The organism is Amycolatopsis sp. NBRC 101858 (genome assembly GCF_030269325.1).
In the GTDB taxonomy this organism is placed as follows: domain Bacteria; phylum Actinomycetota; class Actinomycetes; order Mycobacteriales; family Pseudonocardiaceae; genus Amycolatopsis; species Amycolatopsis ponsaeliensis.
Genome location: NZ_BSTD01000002.1, coordinates 2,138,047 through 2,161,759, shown reverse-complemented (window position 1 = coordinate 2,161,759; position 23,713 = coordinate 2,138,047). Strand labels below are relative to the sequence as shown.

Sequence of the window (23,713 nt, the reverse complement as noted above, 5' to 3'; positions counted from 1 at the left end):
CTCAGGTCTTGCGCTACTCGCTTTCGAGCCGCGCGGAAGGGAGCGCCGTGACGCCGGACCAGCGCCGCATCCAGCCACGTAAACAGCCCCGGCAGGTCCGCGCCGAGCTGACCCGGCAGCGGATCCTGACGGCGGCTGCTCACGTTTTCGGCGAGCACGGCTACGCCGCGGGCACCACCAACCGCATCGCCGAGCGCGCCGGGATCTCCATCGGCTCGCTGTACCAGTACTTCCCGAACAAGGACGCGATCCTCGGCGAACTGCTCGTCCGCCACCTCGACGACGGCATGGCCATCGCCGAGCGGGTCCGGGGGGAGCAGCTGCCCGGCCCGATCGACGAGGTCTTCCGCGTCTTCGTCCGCGGGGCGATCGAATCCCACCTCGGCGAGCCCCGCCTGCTGCGGATGCTGCGGGAACAGGCACCGCAGACGAACGAGCTGCTGGAGAAGGTCGAACGGATGAAGCAGTCCCTGACCACCTACATGCGGGAGCTCCTGGACGGCCACCCCGAGGTCCGGATCGCCGACACCGGGACGGCGGCCCGGCTGATCGTCACGACCGTCGAGCTGGTGATCCACCAGCTCATGGCCGACCACGAGCCGGTGGACACCGGGAAGCTGGAGAACGAGCTGGTCGCGATGCTGACGCGCTACGTCAGGGCGTGAACTGGTAGGCGCCCGCGTCGACCCGGGTGCCGACCGGGTTCCCGTCGACGTCGACGTCCGCGTACTTCGCCGTGCCGAGGCCGATGGCCGGGCTGCCGGCGGTGAGGACGAGGTTCGTGGCCGAGGTGAACTTCGGGTCGGCGACCCTGTCCGTGGCGCCCGGCGTGAACTGCCGCTGGCCGCCGAAGAAGACGTTGTGGTCGGTGGCGGTCCAGCCGTCGTCGGCGTACCCGATCTTCATCGCGGACTGGATGACGTTCTGCGTCAGCTTCAGCGTCTGGTTCGTGCAGCCGCCGTAGCAGACGAAGCCCTCGGATTCGGCGTTGCCCAGCCGGACGGAGTTGTTGCGGAAGACCGTGCCGGTCACCGGGCCGTTGCCGTCCTCGGCACCGCGCGTCACGATCCCGCCGCGCGTCTTCGTGCCGAAGACCGCGTTGTATTCGTAGACGTTGTCGCGGGACACGCCGTCCGGGTCGCCGGCGTCGGTGCCGAGCTCGGTGAAGGACTCGTTGTCCTCGGCGATGTTGTGGTGGATGACGTTGCCCGAGCCGTAGAAGATCTCCACGGCGGCGCCGTCGAGGCCGCCGAAGTCGTCGCTCACCGCGATCGAGCCGCTGATCCGGTTCCAGCCGATGTCGGACCCGTTGCCCTGCACGAGGATCGCGAACGCGCCGGAGTCGTCGTTGCCGCCCGGCGTCACGACGGTCATGTGGTTGTTGTCGACGAGGTCGTTCTGCGTGACCTCGGTGCCGTCGGCGGACGGCGCGATGTAGACGCCCGCGCCGGCGCCGGTGATGTAGTTCGACAGCACCTTGTCGTGGTCACCACCGACCTCGACGCCCGCCCAGGAGCAGCGGCCCGCGTCGGCCGCGACCCCCACCTGCAGGTCCTGCACCCGGACGTAGTTCCCCGGCAGGTTCACACACGCTTCTTCGTCGCCCTGCACGATCGGGCGCGCGCCGTCGCCGTACGCGCCGATCGTCACCGGCGCCGACGCGCTGCCGGAGCCGCGCACGGCCAGCCCGCCGCTCCAGGTCCGGCCGCGGCGCAGCAGCACGGTGTCACCGGCGTTCAGCGTCGTCGCGGCGACCTTGGCGAGGGACTTCCACGGCGCGGTCTGCGACGTCCCGGCCGCGCTGTCGCTGCCGAGCGCCTGGTCGACGTAGTAGGTCTTCGTGGCCGCGGCGGCGTCGGTGGCGGTGAGGGCCCCGGCCGCGAGAACGGCGAACACGCCCAGCGAAAGCAGTTTCTTCGACATGGCGGGCGACGGTAAGCCGCGCCTGTACACGGGCCGTACAAGCCCGGTCAGGCGTTCGCGCGGCGAAGGCGTTCGGCCGCCTGCGCGCGGACGGCGTCCCCGGACACCGGGGGATCGCCGTGCAGCGCTTCCCAGCGCGCGTTGTGCGCGGCCGCCCACAGACTGGCGGCCCAGGCGATCTCCCGTTCCTCCGCGGTGAACCGGCGGCCCCGGCGGTCCTGGTAGGTCGTCAGGAAGACCTCGGAGCTCTCGATCGGGGCCAGCGTCGGCGGCGAGTCACTGGCGAACGCCCCGCTCGCCGCACCGGCCAAAGCCGCTTCCGGCTGCCACGCCAGGCTGTCCCAGTCGTGCACCGACCGGATGTCCTCGTCCCAGCGGAGGTTCTGGGCTTCGAAGTCGGCATGGCCCAGCACGCACGGCAGGTCGGTGGCCAGCAACCGCTTGCGGGCCCGGAAAGCCGCCTCGGTGACGTACTCCGGCACGACACTCTGGTCCCGCTCGTCGAGGAAGCCGATCGCGGGCCACAACCCGGGATCCCGGTGGTCCCACCGTGCCCAGCGCGGGTTCGGCAGCGGCGGTGTGACGACCACGTCGGCCAGCTCGGCCATCAGCCACGCGAACACCGCCGCACAGCGCTCGGCGATGTCCGGCGAGTCGCCGCGCAGGACGGCACCGCCGGGCCGGTACTCCTCGGCGTGCACGGCCGGCCCGCCGGTGACGGACACCCCGGTGATCGGCCGGGGGCACGGAAACCCGCGTTCGGCCAAGCGATCCTGCGCGGCGACGCACGACGCAGCCCGGCCGTCGTCTTCGCGTGCCTTCACCACGACTTCGCGCCCGTCGGCCAGCCGCAGGCCGTACACCGAGGAGAGGGACTGCCGTTCGAACAGCACCTCGACCGGAACGCTCCCCAGGTGCTCCTCGCACCACGGCGAAATCACCGGTCGCGCGCCACGAGCGCCGCCTGCGTGCGGCTCGTGACGCCCAGCTTGGCCAGCACGTTCCCGACGTGCGCCTTGACCGTCCGCTCGGCCAGCCGCAGCCGCGCCGCGATGTCCCGGTTGGACAGTCCCTCGCCCAGCAGCTCCAGCACGTCCCGTTCGCGGGGGGTCAGCGCGCCGCCACCGCTCAGCGCGGCAGCCACCGCCGGGCTCAGCGCGGTCACGCCCTGGTGGGCGGCCCGGACGGCGGCCGCGAGCTCGTCGCCGGAGGAGTCCTTCAGCACGAACCCGGCCGCGCCCGCGCCGAGTGCTTCGCGGATCTCGCGGGGCCGGCCGACCGTGGTCAGCATCAGCACGCGCGGCGCCGGGGTCGGCAGCCGGCGCAGGACTTCGAGGCCGTCCATGCCGGGCAGGTACAGGTCGAGCAGGACGACGTCGGCCTCGACGGCGGAGGCGAGCAGCTCCGGCCCGCTCGCGTACTGCGCGACGACGTCGAGGTCCGGCTGCGCCCCCAGGATCAGGGCGATGCCCTCGCGCACCAGCGCGTGGTCGTCGACGACCTGGACCCGGATCATGCCGGACATTGAACCTTATTCAGCCGTCGGCCGGCGCGAGAGTCATCGCAGGCCCGCGACTTGCAGTCCGTAGCGCCAGCCTAACCAGAATAAGGTTCACTCTACTGTCGGTCGCATGCGCCAGTCCCTCGTCACGACGGCCGCGGCCGCGGCGGTGTTCTTCGCCGGCGGCGCCTGGACCCCGCACCAGGGCTGGCTCGCCGCGCTGCTCAGCGCCGTCCAGCTGGTCCCGCTGCTCTGGTCGCGCCGCGTGCCCGCCCTCGTGCTGGTGGTCGTCACCCTCGCGACGGCCGGGCACCTGCTGCTCGACCAGCCGCGCAACACGATGTACGTGCCGGTGCTGCTCGCGCTCTACAGCACGCCGCAGCGAGGGCTCGCGGCCGCGGCGGCGCTCGTGGTCGGCGCCGCCGTGTTCCCGGTGAAGGGCCCGTTCGACGGCATGCTCCTGGCCATCACGATCTGCGCGGTCGCCTGGCTGCTCGGCGCCGAACGCCGGCGCGCGCTCGCCGACCGGGCCGAGCGCGCGGCCCGGCGGCTGCACGACACGCTCGCCCAGACCACGGCCGTGATGCTCGTGCAGGCCGAGACCCTGCGCGCGGTCGGCGACCTGACCGACGCCGACCGCGCCCGCCTCGACACCCTCCTGGCCGCCGGCCGGGGCGCGCTCACGCTGGTCCGGCGCACGCTCGACGACCTCCGGGAGGACGAAGACCGGGCCCCCGACCTCGCCGAGGTGCTGGCCCGGCTGCGCACCGCGGGCCTCGTCCTCGACCGCGACCCGGTGCTGCCCGCGTTGCCGCGGCCGGTGCGGGAGCTGGCCGAGCGGTTCGTCGCGGAGACGGCGGTGAACGCCCTGCGGCACAACGGTCCCGGCGCCCGCCTCCGGTACGACGTCGAAGCCGGCGACCGGGTGACGATCACCGCGCGCAACCCGCTTAAGGGCACTCCCCGCACCGGCGGGGGTTACGGCCTGGCGGGGCTCGCGGAGCAGGCCGCGGCGGCCGGGGGAGTGCTGACGCACGGGCCGCGGGACGGCGAGTGGGTCGTCAGTGTCGGGCTGCCAGCAGCTGCGACACGGTCACGAACCGGTAGCCGCGCTGCTTGAGCCGGTCGACGATCGGCCCGATCGCCTGCCGGGTCTGCTCGCGCGAGGCGTACATGCCGTGCAGTACCACGATCGAGCCGGGCCGGACCTGGTCCAGCGTGGTGCGCTCGACGGTGGCCGTGTCCGGGATGCCGTCGGAGTCCGGCTCGACGTCCCAGGTGATCGTGGTGCGGTGGTGCTCGGCCAGGTAGTGGGGCAGGGCGAAGAGCTTCTTGCCGTTCGGGGGCCGGAAGAGGATCTCGCCGGGGTAGCCGGCGGCCCGGATGAGGGCGTCGGTGGCCTCGACCTCGTCGGCCACCCAGCCGGGCGTCACGCCGATCATCCGCTCGTGGCTGAAGCTGTGGTTGCCGATTTCGTGCCCCGCCGCGGCGATGTCGTGCGCGAGCTCGGGGTGCGCGGCGATGTCCCGGCCGATGAGGAAGAAGGTCGCCGGGACCTGACGGCTGCGAAGCGTGTCCAGGATGGCGTGCGCGCCGGCCGGATCGGGCCCGTCGTCGAAGGTGAGCGCGACGATCTGCTCGGTGGTGTCGACGCGGTCCACGAGCGTGCCGAAGAACTGGAAGGTCCGCGACTTCGACACCTCGAACAGCGTGACCGCGCCGGCGAGGACGACGACCAGCACGCTCGCCACGATGACGGTCCACTTCCGCGCGCGGCGGGATTTCAAGATCATGGCGCCACCCTGGCTTCGCTCGAACAGCCGAGGAAGCCGCGAAGGTACTAGTACCTCCGCGGCTTCCGTGGGCCTGTCAGAGCGGGTTGAAGACGCCCAGGGGAGCGGTGCAGAACGGGCCGCCGACGTACTCGGCGGCCGCGCCGGTCGGCGCGGGGCGAGAAGCCAGCTGCTCCGCGTACACCTCGGCGTCGTCCAGGGACTTGTAGCCCAGCGCCTCCGCCTCCTCCAGGGAGTAGATCCGGCGCGTGTTGTCCGAGACGCCCCAGATCAGCCGGTACCCCGGCGACGGCGCCGACAGGCAGGCCTCGAACAGCCGGGCGCCGTCGTCCGGGGAGAGCCACGTCGTGAGGCCGCGCGGGCCCAGCGGCAACGGCGTCTCGAAGCACGAGCCGATCCGGATCACGATGACGTCCATGCCGAACCGCGAGTGGTACAGGCTGCCGAGCGCCTCGATCGCGGCCTTGCTGACGCCGTAGTACGTGTCCGGGCGCGGCGAAGAGTCCGCCGGGAGGTCGGAGTCGTTCCGGCGGAAGCCGACCGCGTGGTTGCTGGAAGCCAGGACCACCCGCGAAATCCCCGCCGACCGCGCCGCCTCCAGGACCGTGTGCGTCCCGCTGATGTTGACGTCGAGCGTCGCTTCCCACGAGTTCTCGCGGCTGTGCCCGCCGAGGTGGATCAGCGCGTCGACGCCTTCGCACGCCGCCGCCATCGCCGCCGGGTCGGTGACCGACGCCGTGACGACCTCCTCGGAGGCGTCCGACGCCGTCTGCGGGGCCAGGTCGAGCAGGCGCAGCACGCGGCCGTCGCGCTTGAGGCGGGGGCGCATCAGGGTGCCGACGACACCCGCCGACCCGGTGATGAGCACACGCTGGTCCGTCATGGAGTTCCTTCCGTAAGGGCGGCGGTTCAGCGAATGCCGGCGCGGCGCAGCTGCTGCCCGAGCTCGGCGGTGGTGTCGGCGAGCAGCTCGCCGACGCGCTGCGCGTCGGCGTCGGTCACCTGGGAGATCGGCATCGAGCAGCTGATCGCGTCCGTGCCCGGGATCCGGTAGGGGATCACTGCGGCGACGCACCGGACGCCCAGCGTGCCCTCCTCGACCTCGGCGGCGTACCCGCGCTCGCGCGTGGCGGCGCACTCGGCGTGCAGGGCTTCGAGCGAGGTGATGGTGTTCGGGGTCAGCGGCGTCAGCGTCGCGGGCATCAGCGCCTCGATCTCGTCGTGCGTCAGCTCGGCCAGCAGTGCCTTGCCCAGCGCGGTCGCGTGCGTGGGCAGCGTGCGCCCGACGCGGGAGACGAGGTGCGTGGAGCGCTGCGACTCGCGCGTCTCCAGGTAGACGACCTCAGTACCGTTGCGCCGCGCGAAGTGCGCGGTGAAGCCGGTCTTCTCCCGGATGCGCTCCAGGGCTTCGGTGGCGAACGGGACGACGGCGTCGCGGTCCAGGTACGCCGTGCCGCAGATCAGCGCGCGGACGCCGAGGCGGTAGCGGGCGGTGTTCGTGTCGGCTTCCAGCCAGCCGGCTTCCAAGAGCGTCCGCAGCAGGCCGTGCAGCGACGAGCGCGGGAAGCCCGTGCGCGCGTGCAGGTCCGAAAGGGACAGCCAGACGTCGTTCGCCGCGAAGGTCTCGATGAGGTCGACGGCCCGGCGCGCGGACTTCACTCCCGACGACTCCGCGGGGGCACCGTCGGCCGCCACCGGGTTGTCCACCTTCTGCGGCATTTGTGCTCCTCCGTCCGGCCGTTGACTTGTGACTCCGGCCATATTAGCGTCCCGAACAACGTTCTTATGGATGAACATAATCACTATAACAGACTCCGTTCATGGATGTGAACAACTCCTTCGAGACCGCATCGACGTGGACGCGGAAAGGAGCCTGCGGTGCACGCACTCGACTGGATGATGGTCTGCGCGTACTTCGCGCTGATGATCGTCATCGGCTGGTGGTCGCACAAACGGGTCAGCGACGTGAAGGACTTCTTCACGGCCGGCGGCAAGATGCCGTGGTGGCTGGCCGGCATCTCGCACCACATGTCCGGCTACAGCGCCGTGCTCTTCGTCGCGTACGCGGGCGTCGCGTACACCAGCGGCGTCACCGTGTACTTCTGGGGCTTCGCCAGCATCGGCATCGGCGTCGGGATCGGCAGCTGGCTGTTCGCCGCCCGCTGGAACCGGTTGCGCTCGAAGCTCGGCGTCGCCTCGCCGCTGGAGTACCTGGCCAAGCGGTACAACGTGCCGACGCAGCAGGCGCTCGCGTGGAGCGGCAGCCTGCTGAAGATCTTCGACATCGCGGCCAAGTGGTTCGCCGTCGCGACGCTGCTGCACGTCTTCGCCGGCCTGGACTACAACCTCGGCATCCTCATCACCGGCGCCGTCACCCTCGTCTACTGCACCATCGGCGGGCTGTGGGCCGACGCGCTCACCGACTTCGGCCAGTTCGTCATCCAGGGCATCGCGGCGATCGTGATGATCGTCGTCGTGCTCGGCAAGCTCGGCGGGATCTCCGCGCTCTGGACGATGTGGGACAAGCTGCCCGAGAACCACATCGACCCGGTGACGTCCAAGTACACCACCATCTTCTTGCTCGTTTACGTGCTCGTGAAGACGCTGGAGTACAACGGAGGCATGTGGAACCTGGCGCAGCGCTACATGGCGGCGCCGAACACCCACGAAGCCCGGCGCGGCGCGCGGCTTTCGTCCGCGCTGTACCTCTTGTGGCCCCTGGTGCTGATGTTCCCGATGTTCGCGGCGCCGCTGCTCATCCCCGGCATCAAGGACCCGACGCAGTCCTACGCGATCATGACCACGACGTTCCTCCCGCCGGGCCTGGTCGGCCTGGTGCTGGCCGGGATCTTCTCGCACACGATGGCGATGGTCTCCTCCGACGCCAACGCGATCTCCGCGGTGATCACCCGCGACATGATCCCGGCGATGGTCCGCCGCACCCGGCAGTGGACCGACACGCAGGGCCTCAAGGCCGCGCGGATCACCACGGTCGTGTTCGTCGCGCTGACCATGCTCGTGGCGACGCAGGCGCAGAACCTCGGCGGCGTGCTGCAGATCGTCGTCAACTGGGTCGCCGCGCTGATGGGCCCGATCTCCATCCCGCTGCTGCTGGGCATGCTGCCGTGGTTCCGCAAGTGCGGCCCGCGCGCGGCGCTGGTCTCCTGGGCGGGCGGCCTGATCGCGTACGGGCTCTGTTACTACGTCTTCAACGCGAACCAGACGGTGCTCATCGCGACGCCGATCCTGGTCTCGCTCGCCCTGTTCGCCGGCCTCGGCCTGATCGCGCCCGAGCGCAGCGCGGTCGCCGATGAGATCGTCGACACCGTGAACACCGACGACGACGTCGACCGCACGAAGGAAGGCACGACCGTGCCCGCCTGACGTTGGCCTTACCCGGCCGAACCCGAATAAAGGACGAGAGAGCAGAAACTGATGGCACAGAACGAGATCGAGCTGGACGGCCTGCTGGCGTTCCCCCTCACCCCGTTCACCGAGGACCTCGAGGTCAACCTCGACGCGCTCGCGGAGAACGTGGAGAGCCACATCGCGGCGGGCGCCGGTGCGCTGTTCGTCGCGTGCGGCACCGGCGAGTTCAGCTCGCTCTCGCCCGCCGAGCACGCCTCGGTGCTCACCCGGTCCCGGGAGGTGGCCGCCGGCCGCGTCCCGGTCTGGGTGGGTGCCGGGGGCGGCGCGGCGGCGGCGCGGGCCGGCGTCGCGGCGGCCCAGGCCGGGGGTGCGGACGGCGTCCTGCTGCTGCCGCCGTACCTGGTCTCCGGGCCGCAGGCCGGGCTGGTCGACTTCGTCCGGTACGCCGTCGGCGACTCGTCCGTGCCGGTCATCGTCTACCACCGCGGCACCGGCGTGTTCACCGCGCCGGCCGCGGCTTCGCTGCTCGAGATTCCCTCGATCGTGGGCCTCAAGGACGGCTACGGCGATGTCGAGGTGATGACCCGGATCGTCACCACGATCCGGTCGCTGGACACCGACCGGGCGCGGAACTTCCTGTTCTTCAACGGCTTGCCGACCGCGGAGGTCTCCGCCAAGGCGTACGCCTCGATCGGCGTCGCCCGCTACTCCTCGGCCGTGCACTGCTTCGCGCCCGAGATCGCGCACCGCTTCCACCGCGCGCTCGGCGAGGGCGACACCCGCGTGATGGACGCGCTGCTGACCGGCTTCTACCTGCCGCTGGTGGCGTTGCGGGACGAGACGCCCGGCTTCGCCGTGTCCCTGGTCAAGGCCGCCGCCCGGTTGCGCGGCGACAAGGTCGGCCCGGTCCGGCCGCCGCTGGTCGAACCGACGCCGGAGCAGATCCACCGGCTGGAGAAGATCGTGGAGGACGGCTTCGGCACGCTGAAGGCGCTGAACTGATGAAGATCCTCGATGTGGTGCTGACGCCGGTCGCGTTCGCCGACCCGCCGCTGCTCAACGTCATGGGCGTGCACGAGCCGTTCGCGCTGCGCAGCGTCGTGCAGGTCAAGTGCGAAGACGGCATCGTCGGGCTCGGCGAGTCCTACGGCGACAACGCGTTCCTCGGCGAGGTGCGCAAGGTGCTGCCGCAGCTGGCCGGCCACGACGTCTTCGACCTGCCCGGCCTGCAGCGCCTGGTCGCGGCGGCGCTCTCGGGCACGGTCCTCACCGACGCCCACGGGCTGATCGGCGGGTTCTCGATCCGCAAGACCGTCGCGAGCGTCTACTCGCTGTTCGAGGTCGCCTGCCTGGACGCGCAGGGGCAGTACCTCGGCCGTCCGATCACCGACCTGCTCGGCGGCAAAGCGCGCGACGCCGTCGAGTTCTCCGCCTACCTGTTCTACAAGTACGGCCGGCACGTCGACGGCCGAGAGGACTCCTGGGGCGAGATCACCACGCCCGAGACCCTGGTCGGCTCGGCGAAGCAGATGATCGACGAGTACGGCTTCCGCTCGATCAAGCTCAAGGGCGGCGTCTTCGAGCCCGGCCAGGAGGTCGACGGGATCCGCGCGCTCGCCGAGGCGTTCCCCGGGCACCCGCTGCGGATCGACCCGAACGGCGCGTGGACTCCTCGGACCGGCATCCGGGTGGCGTCCGAACTGGACGGTGTCCTGGAGTACCTCGAAGACCCGACGCCGGGCATCGAGGGCATGGCGCGGGTCGCTTCGGCAGCTTCGATGCCCCTGGCCACCAACATGTGCGTGGTGAACTTCGGCGACATCGACCCGGGCTTCCGGGCACGCGCGATCGGCGTGCTGCTCTCGGACCACCACTTCTGGGGCGGCCTGCGTGCCACCCAGTCGCTGTCGACGACGTGCGAGAGCTTCGGCGTCGGCCTGTCGATGCACTCCAACAGCCACCTCGGGATCAGCCTGGCCGCGATGGTGCAGGTCGCCGCGGCGACCCCGCACCTGACCTACGCCTGTGACACGCACTGGCCGTGGAAGGTCGAGGACGTCATCGAGCCGGGCGTGCTGGAGTTCCGCGACGGCGCCGTCGCGGTGCCGCCGACCCCGGGCCTTGGCGTCAAGCTGGACGAGGACGCGCTGGCCCGGCTGCACGAGAACTACGTCCGATGTGGACTGACCAAGCGGGACGACGTGACCTACATGCGCGAGTACGTGCCCGGGTTCGAGCCGAACACGGCGAGGTGGTGACCCGGTGAAGGTGACGGGATACGCCTACCCCTGGGACGTCCTGGAGGCCGGGTTCGCCTCGCGCGTCCGGGAGCTGGGCGTCGACGAAGTGGCCGTCGCGCTGTCCTACCACAGCGCGCGTGCCGCGACGCCGTGGTCGGCTTCGGGGACCTCGGTGGTCGCGCGGCACGCGGCCTTCTACCGGCCGGTGCGCGAGGAAGCCTGGGAAGGCAAACGTTTGCGTCCGTCCACTCCGGACTGGGTAGCTGCCCAGGACAGCGGTTCCGATGCCGTTCGGGTGCTGAACGAGGCCGGCATCCCGGCGGCCGCGTGGATCGTGCTGACCCACAACTCGCAGCTCGGCTACGAGCACCCGGACGTCGTGGTGCGCAACTGCTTTGGCGAGTCCTACCCCTGGGCGTTGTGCCCGTCTCAGCCCGCGGTGCGCGAGTACGCCGCGACGCTGACCGCCGAAGCCGTCGCCGGGCTGGAGCTGTCGTCGGTGATCCTCGAGGCCTGCGGCCCGCTCGGCGCGGTGCACCAGCACCAGCACGAGAAGACCGACGGCGTCTGGGCGCCCGCGGTGGCCCGGCTGCTGTCGATCTGCTGCTGCGACGCCTGCGCTTCTTCCTGGGACGCGGGCGCCGATGACATCCGTGCCGAGCTGGCCGACGAGGTGCGTCGGCTGGTGGCGACCCGGGACCTCGGCGTGACGGCTGATGGTTTGCCGCCGTCGTTCACTTCGATGCTGCTGCGGGTCCGGCAGGAAGCCACCGACGCCTTGCGAGCCGCGGTCCTGGCGTCCGTGCCCGCGGGAGTGCGGATCGTGCTGCACGGCGCGCTCGATCCGTGGGTCACCGGCGCGCTGCCGGGGCTGACGCCGTCCGCTGCGGAGGACGTCGACGCGGTCGTATTGTTCGGGTGGGCGCCCGCGACGGGTGCCGAAGCCGTCGCCGCGGCCCGGGAAGCCCTGCCCGAGCGGGTCGCGATCGGCAGCTACATCACCGCCGTCGCGGCCGCCCCCGTGCCCGACATCGCCGCGTACGCCGGCGAGCTGGCCAAAGCGGGCGCGGCCGAGCTGCACCTGTACCACCTCGGCCTGGCCGGCCCGGGTCGCTGGGGCGACCTGGGCACGGCCACCGCCGCCGCCCACGAGATCCACTGAGGAGCTGTACCAAGTCATGAGCCAGGCCACCGACGCCGCCACGCTCGAGAAGATCCTTTCGGGGGCCGCCGCGGCCGCCCGTCCCGCCGCCGCGGCCACCCCGGCCGAGCGCGCCCGCTGGCTCGTCGCGGCCGCCGACGCCCTCGACGCCGCCGCGGACGAGCTCGTCCCGCTGGCCCACAGTGAGACCCACCTGCCCGCCACCCCGCGGCTGGCCGGCGAGCTGAAGCGCACGACGTTCCAGCTCCGCCTGTTCGGCGAGGTGCTCACCGACGGCGAGTACCTCGGCGCCACCGTCGACCACGCCGACCCGGACTGGCCGATGGGCCCGCGCCCGGACATCCGCCGCGTCAAGACCGCGATCGGCCCGGTGCTGGTGTTCGCGGCGAGCAACTTCCCGTTCGCATTCAGCGTCGCCGGCGGCGACACGGCGTCCGCGCTCGCCGCGGGCTGCCCGGTGATCCTCAAGGCCCACCCCGGTCACCCCGAGCTGTCCGCGCTGACCGGCCGGATCGTGCGCGAAGCCCTGGTCGGCGCGGGGGCGCCCGAAGGCATCTTCGACGTGATCTTCGGCCAGGAGGAAGGCGTCACCGCGCTGAAGGACCCGCGGATCGCGGCGGCGTCGTTCACCGGGTCCATCCCCGGCGGCCGGGCGCTGTTCGACATCGCGAACGCGCGGCCGCGGCCGATCCCGTTCTACGGCGAGCTCGGCAGCGTCAACCCGGTCGTCGTCACCGAAGCCGCCATCGCGGCACGCGGGGAAGCCGTCGCGAAGGGCTACGCCGGATCGTTCACGCTCGGCGCCGGCCAGTTCTGCACCAAGCCGGGCCTGCTGTTCCTGCCCGAGGACCACAACCTGACCTCGACTTTGAAAGACGCGCTGGACGGCGCCGCGGCCCAGCCGATGCTCAACGACCGCATCGCCGCCGGGTACGCCGACAAGCTGGCGCAGCTGCGGGAGGTGCCGGGTGTCGAGGTGGTGTCTTCGTCGGCTTCTTCTTCGCCGGCCTTCACCCCGACGCTGCTGGCCACCACCGGCAAGCAGTTCCTCGAAGGCGGCGACGCGGTGCACGAAGAGTGCTTCGGGCCGGCGTCGCTGATCGTCACCTACGCCGACCAGGCCGAGCTGCTGAGCCTGCTCGACGTCATCGAACCGGGGCTCACCGCCACGATCCACGGCGAGGAGTCCGATGTGGACTGGATCCGGCCGGTGCTGCCGGCGCTGGGCCGCATCGCCGGCCGGCTGCTGTGGAACGACTGGCCCACCGGCGTGACGGTGAGCTGGGCCCAGGAGCACGGCGGCCCGTACCCGGCCACGACCGCCCCGACCACGACGTCGGTCGGCACCGCCGCGATCGAGCGCTTCCTGCGCCCGCTCGCGTGGCAGGGCTTCCCGGACGCCCTGCTGCCCGAACCCCTGCAGGAGGCCAACCCCTGGCAGCTGCCCCGCCGCACCGACGGCTCCCGCTGACCTGATGACTCGCTGACCCCGCGGGGGCGCCCCCGGTTTCCACTCTACCGTTCGGCACCGACAGTTTTCGGCGCCACAGAACGGAACCGCTGAGCCCGCGGGGGCGCCCCCCGTTTCCAGCCTATCGCCCGGCACCGACAGTTTCGGTGCCGAGCACCGAAACCGCCGCCGCACAACCGAATCCCGTTCCCCATTCCCCGCAAGCCGAGGATGTCTTCCTGGGAGGCATTGTCATGCCCGTGAACCGGAGAAACGCCCTGCGCGGCGGCGCCCTGGCGGCCGCTTCCACCGTGTTCCTCACCCGTCCCGCGTTCGCTTCGGCGGCCCCGTCCGCGGCGCCCGCCGCCGGTGGGGTGCCGGCGGCCACCGCGTCGATCGTCGCCGCCTACCGGCAGTTGCAGACCGGCATCAACCGGCCGTCACCCGAACGCGCCGAGGCGCTGGCCAACCTGGGCCGCGTCGCCAAGGCTTACAACGCCAGCCTGTCCGTCGCCGGCGGCGGCGCTCCACTGTGGACGGACCTGCCGCTCGGCCCCGGCAGTGACTACACGACGTCGATGTACGCCCGGCTGCGTGCGATCGCCGTCGACTGGGGCACGCCGGGCGGCGCACTGTCCGGCGACCCGGTGGTGCTCGACCGGATCAAGGCGGCGCTCGAGCTGATCTACGCGAGCCAGTACAACCCGCAGGTCGGCGAGATCGGCAACTGGTACACCTACGAAATCGGCGTCCCGTACTACGTGCTGCACACGCTTTCGGTGGTCGCCGACCAGCTGACTGCCGACGAGCTGGCGCGGTACGTGAGCCCGATCAAGCGGTTCGTCGGCAACCCGAACGTCCGCGCGAACAACACCGCGCTCGTCGAGACCGGCGCGAACCGGGCGGACAAGGGCCTGATCTCGATCGTCGCCGGCGCGCTGATCGGCGACCCGGCGTGGATCAAGACCGGCATCGACGCGCTCACCGACGTCGCGGGCGGGGGCGCCGCCAGCGTCGTCGCCAAGCTGGACCGCGCGGCCGGTGACGGCTTCCACGTCGACGGCTCGTTCATCCAGCACGACACGATCCCGTACCCCGGGCACTACGGCATCGTCCTGCTCACCGCGCTCGCCGGCGCCATCCACGTCACGCAGGGCACGGAGTTCGCGCTCCCGCAGCCGCTGAAGGACAAGATCTACGCGCTCGTCGCGGACAGCTTCGCGCCGTTCGTCTACGCGGGCGCGCTGATGGAACCGGTCCGCGGCCGCATGCTCTCGCGGCAGGGCGAGACCGGGCACGACATCGGCCACCAGCTGACGGTCGCGACGCTGGTCCTGGCCCGCACCGCTTCGGGCAAGACGAAGACCGACCTGAATGCCCTCGCCGCGAAGTGGATCAAGGAAGGCACGTACGCGCCGTTCCTGAAGATCCCCGACCCGGAGCGGTTCGCGCCGGGCCCGGACCTGGTGGCGACGCCGGGCATCGAGTTCGCGCAGGACATGCTGGCCTCGGGCACGCGCCCGGCGCGGGTCGTCGCCACGCACCGGGACTTCGGCCAGCAGGACCGGCTGGTGCACGTCACCGACGGCTGGTCGGCGTCGCTGGGCGTCAGCTCGACGCGGATCTCGCGCTACGAGTCCATCAACGGCCAGAACCTCAAGGGCTACTACGTCGGCGACGGCGTGCTCTACACGTTCCTGCCGAACGCCAAGGGCCACTACACCGACGCCTACTGGCCGACGGTCGACCCGCTGCTGCTGCCGGGCACGACCGAGAACGACGGCCCGGTCGACCCGAAGTTCGGCAACGTGCCGGTCGGCCCGAACCCGCACACCGGCGGCGTCCGCTGGGACGACAAGCACGGCGCGTTCGCGATGGACTTCAAGTCGTGGGACGGGTCGCTGGTCGCCAAGAAGTCGTGGTTCTTCACGCCGTCCGGGATCGTCTGCCTGGGCGCGGGGATCACCAGCACGTCGGCGTCCAACGTGCGCACGACGATCGAGAACCGCAACCTGGGGGAGGGCGGCCGCGGTGCCTTGACCGTCGACTTCCGGCGCGTCGCGACCGACCTCGGGAAGGCCTCCGCGCTGCGGCGGCCGCACTGGGTGCACCTGGAGAACGTCGGCGGGTACGTGCTCCTCGACGACGCCTCGGTGACAGCGTTGCGCGAGGACCGCACGGGTGCGTGGCGCGACATCGACACCGGCGCCAACACCAAGGGCACCACCACGCCGAACACCCGCCGGTACCAGAAGCTGGTGCTGGAGCACGGCGTCAAGCCTTCGGACGCGAAGTACGCGTACGCGGTGCTGCCCGGGGCGTCGGTCCTCGGCACGGTCAGCGCGTCCTGGGCGTGGCAGGTGCGGGCGAACACCGCGACGGTCCAGGCGGTCCGCGTCGGCGACACCCTGCTGGCGAACTTCTTCGCCGCGGGCTCGGTCGACGACGTGCGTGTCTCCGGGCCGGCGTCGGTCGCGGTGGGGCGGTCCGGCCACCGGCGCGTGCTGGCGGTTTCGGACCCGACCCAGACGCAGGACAGCGTCACGGTGACCGTGCACGGCAAGTCCGTGAAGGTGCCGCTCAAGGGCTCGTTCGGCGCGACGAAGGTCGTGCCCCTGTAGTGGTCTTCCCCGCCGGGCCGGTGCCCCGACCCGGCCCGGCGGGGTCCCCACCTCCGTTACGCTGGATTTCATGACCACCGCCGAGCACGTGGACGTGCTGATCGTGGGCGCCGGCCTGTCCGGCGTCGGCGCGGCCTGCCGGCTGCAGGAGCGGCTGCCGGGCAAGACGTACGCCATCCTCGAGGCGAGGGACACCATCGGCGGCACCTGGGACCTGTTCCGCTATCCGGGCATCCGGTCCGATTCGGACATGTTCACCCTCGGCTACCCGTTCCGGCCGTGGAAGGACCCGAAGGCGATCGCCGACGGCCCGTCGATCCTGTCGTACATCCGGGAGACGGCGGCGGCGCACGGTGTCGTCGACCGGATCCGCTTCGGTCATCGGGTCGTGCGGGCTTCGTGGTCGTCCACGGACGCGCTCTGGACGGTCTCGACCGAGCACGGGGCGACGTTCACCTGCCGGTTCCTGTACCTGTGCAGTGGTTATTACTCCTACGACTCCGGGCACGTCGTCGACTTCCCGGGCCGGTCGGAGTTCGCGGGGGAGATCGTGCACCCGCAGCACTGGCCCGCTTCGCTGGACTACACGGGCAAGCGGGTCGTGGTCATCGGCAGCGGCGCGACGGCGGTGACGCTGGTCCCGGCGATGGCTGCGCAGGCCGCGCGGGTGACGATGCTGCAGCGTTCGCCGTCGTACATCGTGGCTCGGCCGGGCCAGGACGCCCTGGCCGACCGGATCCGCGCGCTGCTGCCGGAGAAGCTCGCGCACCGGGTGGTGCGGGGCAAGAACGTGGTCATGGGCACGTTCTTCTTCCAGCTGATGCGGCGGCTGCCGGACTGGGCGTCGCAGACGCTGCGCAAGCGCGTCGCGGCGCAGCTGCCGGCCTCGATCCCGGTGGACCCGCACTTCGTGCCCGACTACGCGCCGTGGGACCAGCGGCTGTGCCTGGTGCCGGACGCGGACCTGTTCCGGGCCCTGCGGTCGGGCAAGGCGGACATCGTGACCGACCGGATCGCGCGGTTCACGGCGTCCGGGGTGTCGCTGGAGTCGGGGCGCTCACTGGACGCCGACGTCATCGTGACGGCGACGGGCTTGCGCCTGGTGGCGTTCGGCGGGATCGCGCTGACGGTCGACGGCCGCGCGATTTCTCCCGGCGACCAGCGCGCGTACAAGGGCATGATGTTCGGCGGCGTCCCGAACCTGGCGTGGTGCGTGGGCTACACGAACAACTCGTGGACGCTGCGGGCGGACCTGACGTCCCAGTACGTGTGCCGGCTGCTGGGGTACCTGGACCGGCACGGGTACGCGTACTGCGCCCCGGACGCGGCATCGGCTTCCACAGCCGGCCGGCCGCGCCCGATCGTGGACCTGGCATCGGGGTACATCAAGAGGGCCGCCCCCGGCCTGCCGAAGCAGGGCGAGAGGCGGCCCTGGATGATGCGCCAGAACTACCTGCTGGATCTGGCCGACATGCGGTTCAACCGCGTGGACGACGGCGTGATGCGTTTCGGCCGCGCGGAAGAGCGGGCAGCCGCGCCGAGTCAGCCCTGACGAGCCTTCTGGCGCGGGTTGTCCTTGTTGATCACGAACACGCGGTTACCGCGCCGGATCACCTGGGCGCCCGGCTGACGGGCGAGCGAACGGACCGAGCTGCGAACCTTCATGGTGAGCCGTCCCTTCCTGGTCGGTGGTGCGGGCCCCGAGTGCGTCCCGCTCTCCTCTCAACCGCCGGTCGGTCGGTTTCATTCCGCAACTCAGCTGGTCTCGCGGGCCACCCAGGCCTGCAGGTCGTCACCTCGGATCGCCGCTGCCATCAGCTCCGGGAACTGGTCCGGGGTGCACGCGAACGCCGGGATGCCCAGCTCCGCCAGGGCCGCCGCGTTCTCGTGGTCGTACGAGGGCGCGCCCGAGTCGGACAGGGCCAGCAGCGTCACCACCTGGACGCCCGCGCCGGCCAGCTCCGCGATGCGGTGCAGGAGCTCGTCCTCGTCGCCGCCCTCGTACAGGTCGCTGATCAGGACCAGCAGGGTTTTCTCGGGGCGGCCGACCAGGCCCTGGCAGTATGCGATCGCCCGGTTGATGTCGGTGCCGCCGCCCAGCTGCGTGCCGAACAGCACGTCGACCGGGTCGGCGAGGTGCTCGGTGAGGTCCGCGACCTCCGTGTCGAACGCGACGAACGACGTCTTCAGCGCCCGCATCGAGGCCAGCACCGCGCCGAACAGCCCCGAGTACACCACCGAATCCGCCATCGAGCTCGACTGATCCACGGCCAGGATGACGTCGCGCTGCACCGACAGCTGGCGCCGGCCGTACCCGACCAGCTGCTCCGGCACGATCGTGCCCAGCTCGGGGGAGTAGTGCTTGAGGTTCCGGTGGATCGTGCGCGCCCAGTCGACGTCGCCCGGCCGGGGCCGCCGCGTGCGCGACGCCTTGTCCAGCGCGCCCTTGATCGCCGCGCGCGTGCGCTCGGCGAGCCGCTCCTCCAGCTCCTCGACCACCTTGCGGACGACCTCGCGCGCGGTCTCCTTGGTCTCCTCCGGCAGCACGCCGTTCAGCGACAGCAGCGTCCCGACCAGGTGGACGTCCGGCTCGACCGCGGAGAGCAGTTCCTTCTCCAGCAGCATCCGGGTCAGGCCCAGCCGGTCGACCGCGTCGCGTTGCATCACCTGCACGACGGTGCTGGGGAAGTAGCGCCGGATGTCGCCCAGCCAGCGCGCGACCCGCGGCGCCGAGGCGCCCAGGCCCGCGCTGCGCGGCCCGCCCGCGGCCTCCTCGTCCGGTTTGTCGTAGAGGGCGGCCAGTACCAAGTCGACCCGGCTGTCCTCATCGGACAGTTCCGCGTCGGCCAGCCCCGATCCGCCGCCCGCGCCCTCGGCGCCCAGCACCAGCCGCCAGCGCCGCGTGCGCTCGGTGTCCGCGCCCCTCATGCCCCCACCCCCAGCAGCGTCGCGAGCACCGGCAGCACCCGTTCCGCCCGGTCCTCGTCCAGTTCTTCGGAGATCGCCACGACCGCGGTGGTGCCGGTGAGCCCGGCCGCGCGGTCCCCGATGGCACGCTTCTCGGGCCCGCTGAACGCGCCGAACGTGCGGCGCAGCAACGGAAGCACTTCGGTGAACAGATCGTCGTGGATCGCCGCGAGCCACGCGTCGATCACCCGCAGCAGGCCTTCGTCGTGCACCAGCAGCAGCGCGCCGCCGTCGAAGAAGCCTTCGACGTACGCCGCGCCCGCTGCGGGCGCGATGCCCGGCGTGAGCGCCCGGCCCAGCCGCAGTTCGATGTCCAGCGCGTCGAGCAGCCCGGCGTCGTGCAGGATCCGGGTGAGCCGGCCGGCCAGCAACGGGGGCAGCGACGGCCGTTCGGCCAGCCGCGCCAGCGCCGCGAGCCAGCGCTCCTTCGAGTCGTCGCCCAGCAGGGACGTCGCGTCGTGCACGCCGTCGACCAGCTGGGCCATCCGCGCTGCGGCGTCGTCGTCGATCCCGTGCGTCGCCGGCGGCAGCCCGGCGCAGATCCGGTCGAGCATGCGGTCGGCGACTGCGCGCAGCGCACCGGTGTCGGTACCGCGGACGTTCCCGTACCGGGTCGCCCTGGCCAGCGCGGGCAGCGCCGACATGAGCCGCGCGACGTCCGCGTCCGCCGCCGCTCGCGCGTCGAGGGCCGCGAGCGCTTCGGGCAGTGCCTCGGGCAGGTCGGCGAGCAGGCAGTTCTCCACGGCCGTGGTCACCTCGTCCAGCGGGGGCGTGCCCTCGACGGTGTCGCGGACCGCCGCCGTGGCCGCCGACGGCACGGTGGTGCCGTGCACCGCGGCCGCGACCAGGTCGACCTCGAAGGCCGGTTCCCAGCACAGCGCCCAGGTCTCCCGGAACGTGCCCCGGTTCCGCCGCGCCGATGCTTCCCGGCTGCCCCACTCGATGCCGAGGATCCGCAGCCGGTGCAGCAGCTTCGAGCGGTCGAGCCCGCCGGGCGTGCGCAGGTCGAGGTCGAGCTCCTTGACGATCGGGTCCTTCTTGAGCCGCAGGCGTTTCGCCGTCGCGGTCAGGTCCGCGGCCAGTGGTGGCTGCGGCACCCGGTCGGGCACCTCGCCGAGCCGTTCGCCGACCACGAGCCGCCGCGTGACCAGCTCGACCTGCACCTCGTCCCCGCCACAGAGCACGGACCGGGTCGCTTCGGTGACCTCGGCCAGCCCGGCCGACGACCGCCCGCGCAGCGTGGCGAGGGTTTCCGACAGCCGGACCGCCTCGATGACATGCGCGGTCGAGACGGGCAGGTCCTCTTCCCGCAGCACCGCCGCGACGCCGGTCAGCCAGCGCGTGGTGACGTCTTCGGCTGTCGTGAAGAGGTGGTGGTACCAGCCCGGCGAGCGCACGCCCGCGCCGTAGCCGCTGGCCGTCGCGAGCCGGCCGTGGGTCCACGGCACCCACGTGCACGCGACCTTGCGCTTCGGCAGTCCTTTGAGGACGGTCTGGTCGTGCGACGCCGGCGGCAGCGGGTCGGCGAGCGCCGGCACGTGCCAGGCCCCGCAGACGACGGCGATGTTCTCGAAGCCCTCCTTGCGCGTGCGGCGCAGCACCGAGCGCATGTAGGCCTCGCGCCGCGCTTCGTTGCCCCGCGGCGGTTCCTCGTCCTCCCGCAACGCGGTCATCGCCTCGGCGATCACCTCGAACGGGTTGTCGTCGCCGCGCCGCGACTCGACGACGTCGTCCCACCAGCGTTCCGGGTCGTCGTAGCCGCCGGCCGAGGCCAGCGCGGCCAGCGGGTCGCCGGGCGGCCCGGCGTGCTCGTCCGGCGCCGCCGCGAACGTGTTCGCGGCCGGGAGGTCGCAGAACCGCACCGGGATCCCGGCTTCGCGCGCGTAGGCGAGCGCCTGCCACTCCGGGCTGAAGACGGCGAACGGCCAGAACGCGGCCCGCGAGACGTCGTCGGTCGCGTACGCCAGCAACGCGACCGGCGGTGCCATCGCCGGGTCTTCGGTCAGTTCGACCAGGGCGTCGGCCTCGGGCGGGCCTTCGATCAGCACGACGTCGGGTTCGAGCTGCGCGAGCCGCGTCGCCACGGCCCGGGCCGAACCCGGGCCGTGGTGGCGGATGCCGAGCAGGTGCGTCGTCACGAAAGCTCCTGGCCGGCCCGGTAGAAGTCGGCCCAGCCGTCACGCTCGCGGATGACCGTCTCGAGGTATTCGATCCAGATCGCGCGGTCGGCCACCGGATCCTTGACCACCGCGCCGTGGATGCCGGCCGCGATGTCGTGCGGGCGCAGCACGCCGTCGCCGAAGTGCGTGGCCAGCGCGAGGCCGCCGGTCAGGACGCTGATCGCCTCGGCCGTCGAGAGCGTGCCGGACGGGGACTTCACCGCCGTGCGGCCGTCCTCCGTGCGGCCCGAACGCAGCTCGCGGAACACCGTGACCACCCGGCGGATCTCGGCCAGCTCGGCGGCTTCCACCGGCAGCTGCAGCGACGTGCCCAGCTCGGCGACCCGCCGGCTGACGATCTCGACCTCCGCCTCGGCGCTGTCCGGCAGCGGCAGCACCACGGTGTTGAACCGCCGCCGCAGCGCGCTCGACAGCTCGTTGACGCCCTTGTCGCGGTTGTTCGCCGTGGCGATCAGGTTGAAGCCCGGCCGCGCCTGCACCTCGGTGCCCAGCTCCGGGATCGGCAGCGTCTTCTCGGACAGGATCGTGATCAGCGAGTCCTGGACGTCGGCCGGGATGCGCGTCAGCTCCTCGAGCCGGGCCAGCTTGCCGTCCCGCATCGCGTGCAGCAGCGGGCTTTCGACCAGCGCGGCGGCGCTCGGGCCTTCGGCGATCAGCCGGGCGTAGTTCCAGCCGTAGCGGATGGACTCCTCCGACGTACCCGCGGTGCCCTGCACCAGCAGCGTCGAATCCCCGCTGATCGCGGCGGAGAGGTGCTCGGACACCCACGTCTTCGCCGTGCCGGGCACGCCGAGCAGCAGCAGCGCGCGATCGGTGGCCAGCGTCGCGACGGCGACCTCGATCAGCCGCCGCGGGCCGACGTACTTCGGCGTGATCACGGTGCCGTCGGCCAGCGTGCCGCCGAGCAGGTACTCGACGACGGCCCACGGGGACAGGTTCCAGTTGGGCGGCTTGGCCCGGTCGTCGGCGGCGGCCAGCGCGGCCAGCTCGGCGGCGTGGTCCTGTTCGGCGTGCGGCCGGAGGACGGTGGCGGCGGTCATGCGAGCTCCTCGTACATTTCGCGGCGGAAGTTCAGCGTTTCGGTGAGCGCCCGGCGCCACGGACCGGCGTCCATGGTCAGGCGGGTGGTGGCGAGCGGGTGGCGGAGGCACGCCGCGGGGACCGCGCGGGCGATCACGACGGCGGCGTGCGAGACCAGGCGGTGGTCGTCCTGGCGGGCGATCCAGTCGAGCAGGGCGGTGCCGAGCTCCTTCGTCCACGGCCGGGGCAGCTCGTGCACCAGCCGCGCGAACGACTCGACGGGCAGCCGGCTCACCAGGTGCCCCACGGTGGCGGCCTGGCTCGCCGGGCTCAGCACGCCGAGCAGCGGCGGCGTGGTGCGGCCGCCGGGGTCGGCGCCGATCAGCGCCTGCGCCCAGGTTTCGTCGCGCTGGCGCTGGGCCGCGGTGGCCCAGGAGTCGCGCAGCACGCCGGCCGGGCAGCCCTCGACGGTCATCCGCACCACTTCGGCGGGTGGGCCGAACTCGGTCCAGAAGGCCAGCGGAGCAGCGGCGGCGAGGGTGCGCAGCCGGACGGTGCCTTCGCCGCGTTCGCCCTGGGGGACGGACACTTCGAGCACCCGGCCCTTCCGGCGCACCAGCGGTCGCAGCCGGTCGGCCATGGTCTCGCCGTACCGCGTGCCGGGCAGCCGGCCGAGCAGGTCGGCGGCCCGTTCCCGGACGGCGGCGGCCCGATCGGTGAGGGCGGCTTCGAGGAAGGCTTCGTCTTCGGTGCCCACGTGCCCGGCGAGCACGCCGAGGAAGTCCGACCGGACGTCGGCGGGTTCGCTCTTCCAGGACGTCGTCAAGGCTTCGCGGGCGGCGGCGGGATCGTCGGCCAGCTTGGCGGCGAGCCAGCGGCGGCGCTGGGTGAGACTGCCGTACTGCCAGACGTCCTGTCCTTCCTCGGGCGGCGCGGAAAGGAAGGCCCAGTCCGGGTTGCGCTGCCCGAGCCACGCCCCGACCGGCCCGGCGACGGTGACGAGCGGCCCTCGCAGGGCGGCCTTGCTGCGCGCGGCTTCGGCGAGCAGCGGGAGGGTTTCGGGCGGGATGCGGTAGTTCGTGCCGGCGACGATGCCGAGCCACTCCAGCAGGAGATCCGGATGGCTGGCGGCGAGCAGCCGGGCCAGCCGTTCCCGCGCGAGCGGAGGCACGAAGGGCCGCTCGTCGGCCGCGGCGACGGGCAGGGGACGGACATCGTGGAGCGGCCGGCGCCCGGCCCGCCGGTAGGTGGTGAGGACGGCCGCCGCGGAGAGCAGCTGTTCCGCGGGATCGGCACGGTCTTCGATGAGGTCCTGGACGGCGGGTGGCTGGGTGGCGGGGTCGAGGGTGCGCCGGCGGGTGCCGAGCAGCGCGGTGCCGACGAGGTCTTCCCAGGCTTTCACGGCTTCACCGCCTTCCGGAGTTGGTGGGTGGGATGGCAAGGACCAGGCGCGGAGCGGGTTCGGTTCGCCAGGCGCGAAATGCCGG

At 72.0% G+C, this 23,713-nt stretch carries 20 protein-coding genes; 9 read left to right on the top strand and 11 right to left on the bottom strand.

From position 1 onward, the window contains the following. Window positions 1-47: 47 nt before the first annotated feature. Entirely contained in the window at window positions 48-665 is a 618-nt protein-coding gene (locus QSK39_RS23080; RefSeq protein WP_285479854.1) for a TetR/AcrR family transcriptional regulator, read from the top strand. On the opposite strand, the gene QSK39_RS23075 is transcribed toward QSK39_RS23080, so the two are convergent. The 3 genes from QSK39_RS23075 to QSK39_RS23065 are packed head-to-tail and all read right to left on the bottom strand — an operon-like array spanning window position 655 to window position 3,439. Further along, complete coding sequence (locus QSK39_RS23075) at window positions 655-1,923, bottom strand: right-handed parallel beta-helix repeat-containing protein (protein ID WP_285479853.1); 1,269 nt, start codon at window positions 1,921-1,923, stop codon at window positions 655-657. The genes QSK39_RS23080 and QSK39_RS23075 overlap by 11 nt on opposite strands. A gap of 47 nt (window positions 1,924-1,970) precedes the next feature. Continuing rightward, entirely contained in the window at window positions 1,971-2,864 is an 894-nt protein-coding gene (locus tag QSK39_RS23070; RefSeq protein WP_285479852.1) for a phosphotransferase, read from the bottom strand. Continuing rightward, entirely contained in the window at window positions 2,861-3,439 is a 579-nt protein-coding gene (locus tag QSK39_RS23065; RefSeq protein ID WP_285479851.1) for a LuxR C-terminal-related transcriptional regulator, read from the bottom strand. The genes QSK39_RS23070 and QSK39_RS23065 overlap by 4 nt, the downstream gene beginning before the upstream one ends. 115 nt (window positions 3,440-3,554) lie before the next feature. On the opposite strand from QSK39_RS23065, the gene QSK39_RS23060 reads away from it, so the two are divergent. Beyond that, the gene (locus QSK39_RS23060; RefSeq protein WP_285479850.1) at window positions 3,555-4,544 is read left to right on the top strand and encodes a histidine kinase; all 990 of its coding nucleotides are present in this window, start codon (window positions 3,555-3,557) and stop codon (window positions 4,542-4,544) included. Here the strand turns inward: QSK39_RS23060 and QSK39_RS23055 are convergent. The 3 genes from QSK39_RS23055 to QSK39_RS23045 all read right to left on the bottom strand — a co-directional run bounded on the left by QSK39_RS23055 (window position 4,486) and on the right by QSK39_RS23045 (window position 6,936). Then, the gene (locus QSK39_RS23055) at window positions 4,486-5,217 is read right to left on the bottom strand and encodes a polysaccharide deacetylase family protein (protein WP_285479849.1); all 732 of its coding nucleotides are present in this window, start codon (window positions 5,215-5,217) and stop codon (window positions 4,486-4,488) included. The two genes, QSK39_RS23060 and QSK39_RS23055, sit on opposite strands and share 59 nt — an antisense overlap. Before the next feature lie 76 nt (window positions 5,218-5,293). Beyond that, window positions 5,294-6,100 (bottom strand): NAD-dependent epimerase/dehydratase family protein, encoded by an 807-nt coding sequence (locus tag QSK39_RS23050; protein WP_285479848.1) that lies wholly within the window; start codon window positions 6,098-6,100, stop codon window positions 5,294-5,296. Between the two features lie 26 nt (window positions 6,101-6,126). Beyond that, a complete protein-coding gene (locus tag QSK39_RS23045; protein WP_285479847.1) occupies window positions 6,127-6,936 on the bottom strand; it encodes an IclR family transcriptional regulator in 810 nt (269 codons plus the stop codon). 159 nt (window positions 6,937-7,095) lie between these two features. Here QSK39_RS23045 and QSK39_RS23040 point away from each other — a divergent pair, with 159 nt between their 5' ends. From QSK39_RS23040 to QSK39_RS23010, 7 genes are all read left to right on the top strand, one after another. Then, complete coding sequence (locus QSK39_RS23040; RefSeq protein WP_285479846.1) at window positions 7,096-8,601, top strand: sodium:solute symporter family protein; 1,506 nt, start codon at window positions 7,096-7,098, stop codon at window positions 8,599-8,601. Between the two features lie 51 nt (window positions 8,602-8,652). Then, complete coding sequence (locus QSK39_RS23035) at window positions 8,653-9,588, top strand: 5-dehydro-4-deoxyglucarate dehydratase (protein WP_285479845.1); 936 nt, start codon at window positions 8,653-8,655, stop codon at window positions 9,586-9,588. Beyond that, entirely contained in the window at window positions 9,588-10,844 is a 1,257-nt protein-coding gene (locus QSK39_RS23030) for a glucarate dehydratase family protein (RefSeq protein WP_285479844.1), read from the top strand. The genes QSK39_RS23035 and QSK39_RS23030 overlap by 1 nt, the downstream gene beginning before the upstream one ends. 4 nt (window positions 10,845-10,848) lie before the next feature. Then, window positions 10,849-11,988, top strand: coding sequence for a hypothetical protein (locus QSK39_RS23025; RefSeq protein ID WP_285479843.1), 1,140 nt, complete (start codon window positions 10,849-10,851; stop codon window positions 11,986-11,988). Window positions 11,989-12,004: 16 nt separating this feature from the next. After that, a complete protein-coding gene (locus tag QSK39_RS23020) occupies window positions 12,005-13,459 on the top strand; it encodes an aldehyde dehydrogenase (NADP(+)) (RefSeq protein WP_285479842.1) in 1,455 nt (484 codons plus the stop codon). Between the two features lie 233 nt (window positions 13,460-13,692). Next, window positions 13,693-16,059, top strand: a complete 2,367-nt coding sequence (locus tag QSK39_RS23015; RefSeq protein ID WP_285479841.1) for a polysaccharide lyase 8 family protein — start codon at window positions 13,693-13,695, stop codon at window positions 16,057-16,059. A 70-nt stretch (window positions 16,060-16,129) separates the two neighbouring features. Then, window positions 16,130-17,611, top strand: a complete 1,482-nt coding sequence (locus QSK39_RS23010; RefSeq protein ID WP_285479840.1) for a flavin-containing monooxygenase — start codon at window positions 16,130-16,132, stop codon at window positions 17,609-17,611. On the opposite strand, the gene rpmJ is transcribed toward QSK39_RS23010, so the two are convergent. The 5 genes from rpmJ to QSK39_RS22985 form a co-directional block, all read right to left on the bottom strand. Beyond that, on the bottom strand, window positions 17,602-17,724 hold the full coding sequence (rpmJ, locus tag QSK39_RS23005; protein WP_155546278.1) for a 50S ribosomal protein L36: 123 nt from the start codon (window positions 17,722-17,724) through the stop codon (window positions 17,602-17,604). The two genes, QSK39_RS23010 and rpmJ, sit on opposite strands and share 10 nt — an antisense overlap. A gap of 90 nt (window positions 17,725-17,814) precedes the next feature. After that, the gene (locus QSK39_RS23000; RefSeq protein ID WP_285479839.1) at window positions 17,815-18,987 is read right to left on the bottom strand and encodes a VWA domain-containing protein; all 1,173 of its coding nucleotides are present in this window, start codon (window positions 18,985-18,987) and stop codon (window positions 17,815-17,817) included. Next, window positions 18,984-21,164 carry a DUF5682 family protein gene (locus QSK39_RS22995; RefSeq protein ID WP_285479838.1) on the bottom strand — a complete coding sequence of 727 codons (2,181 nt, stop codon included), beginning with the start codon at window positions 21,162-21,164 and terminating at the stop codon, window positions 18,984-18,986. Before QSK39_RS22995 ends, QSK39_RS23000 begins: the two co-directional genes overlap by 4 nt. Then, window positions 21,161-22,246: an ATP-binding protein gene (locus QSK39_RS22990; protein WP_285479837.1), complete on the bottom strand. Its 1,086-nt coding sequence runs from the start codon at window positions 22,244-22,246 to the stop codon at window positions 21,161-21,163. Before QSK39_RS22990 ends, QSK39_RS22995 begins: the two co-directional genes overlap by 4 nt. Beyond that, window positions 22,243-23,628 carry a DUF5691 domain-containing protein gene (locus tag QSK39_RS22985; protein WP_285479836.1) on the bottom strand — a complete coding sequence of 462 codons (1,386 nt, stop codon included), beginning with the start codon at window positions 23,626-23,628 and terminating at the stop codon, window positions 22,243-22,245. Before QSK39_RS22985 ends, QSK39_RS22990 begins: the two co-directional genes overlap by 4 nt. Window positions 23,629-23,713 lie beyond the last annotated feature (85 nt).

Bases quoted from the DNA above. Each gene is read 5' to 3' on its own strand.
- QSK39_RS23055 (WP_285479849.1), bottom strand. From the start codon at position 5,217: ATGATCTTGAAATCCCGCCGCGCGCGGAAGTGGACCGTCATCGTGGCG.
- QSK39_RS23035 (WP_285479845.1), top strand. From the start codon at position 8,653: ATGGCACAGAACGAGATCGAGCTGGACGGCCTGCTGGCGTTCCCCCTC.
- QSK39_RS23045 (WP_285479847.1), bottom strand. From the start codon at position 6,936: ATGCCGCAGAAGGTGGACAACCCGGTGGCGGCCGACGGTGCCCCCGCG.
- QSK39_RS23060 (WP_285479850.1), top strand. From the start codon at position 3,555: ATGCGCCAGTCCCTCGTCACGACGGCCGCGGCCGCGGCGGTGTTCTTC.
- QSK39_RS22990 (WP_285479837.1), bottom strand. From the start codon at position 22,246: ATGACCGCCGCCACCGTCCTCCGGCCGCACGCCGAACAGGACCACGCC.
- QSK39_RS23065 (WP_285479851.1), bottom strand. From the start codon at position 3,439: ATGATCCGGGTCCAGGTCGTCGACGACCACGCGCTGGTGCGCGAGGGC.
- QSK39_RS23075 (WP_285479853.1), bottom strand. From the start codon at position 1,923: ATGTCGAAGAAACTGCTTTCGCTGGGCGTGTTCGCCGTTCTCGCGGCC.
- QSK39_RS23050 (WP_285479848.1), bottom strand. From the start codon at position 6,100: ATGACGGACCAGCGTGTGCTCATCACCGGGTCGGCGGGTGTCGTCGGC.
- rpmJ (WP_155546278.1), bottom strand. From the start codon at position 17,724: ATGAAGGTTCGCAGCTCGGTCCGTTCGCTCGCCCGTCAGCCGGGCGCC.
- QSK39_RS23030 (WP_285479844.1), top strand. From the start codon at position 9,588: ATGAAGATCCTCGATGTGGTGCTGACGCCGGTCGCGTTCGCCGACCCG.
- QSK39_RS23020 (WP_285479842.1), top strand. From the start codon at position 12,005: ATGAGCCAGGCCACCGACGCCGCCACGCTCGAGAAGATCCTTTCGGGG.
- QSK39_RS23010 (WP_285479840.1), top strand. From the start codon at position 16,130: ATGACCACCGCCGAGCACGTGGACGTGCTGATCGTGGGCGCCGGCCTG.
- QSK39_RS23015 (WP_285479841.1), top strand. From the start codon at position 13,693: ATGCCCGTGAACCGGAGAAACGCCCTGCGCGGCGGCGCCCTGGCGGCC.
- QSK39_RS23000 (WP_285479839.1), bottom strand. From the start codon at position 18,987: ATGAGGGGCGCGGACACCGAGCGCACGCGGCGCTGGCGGCTGGTGCTG.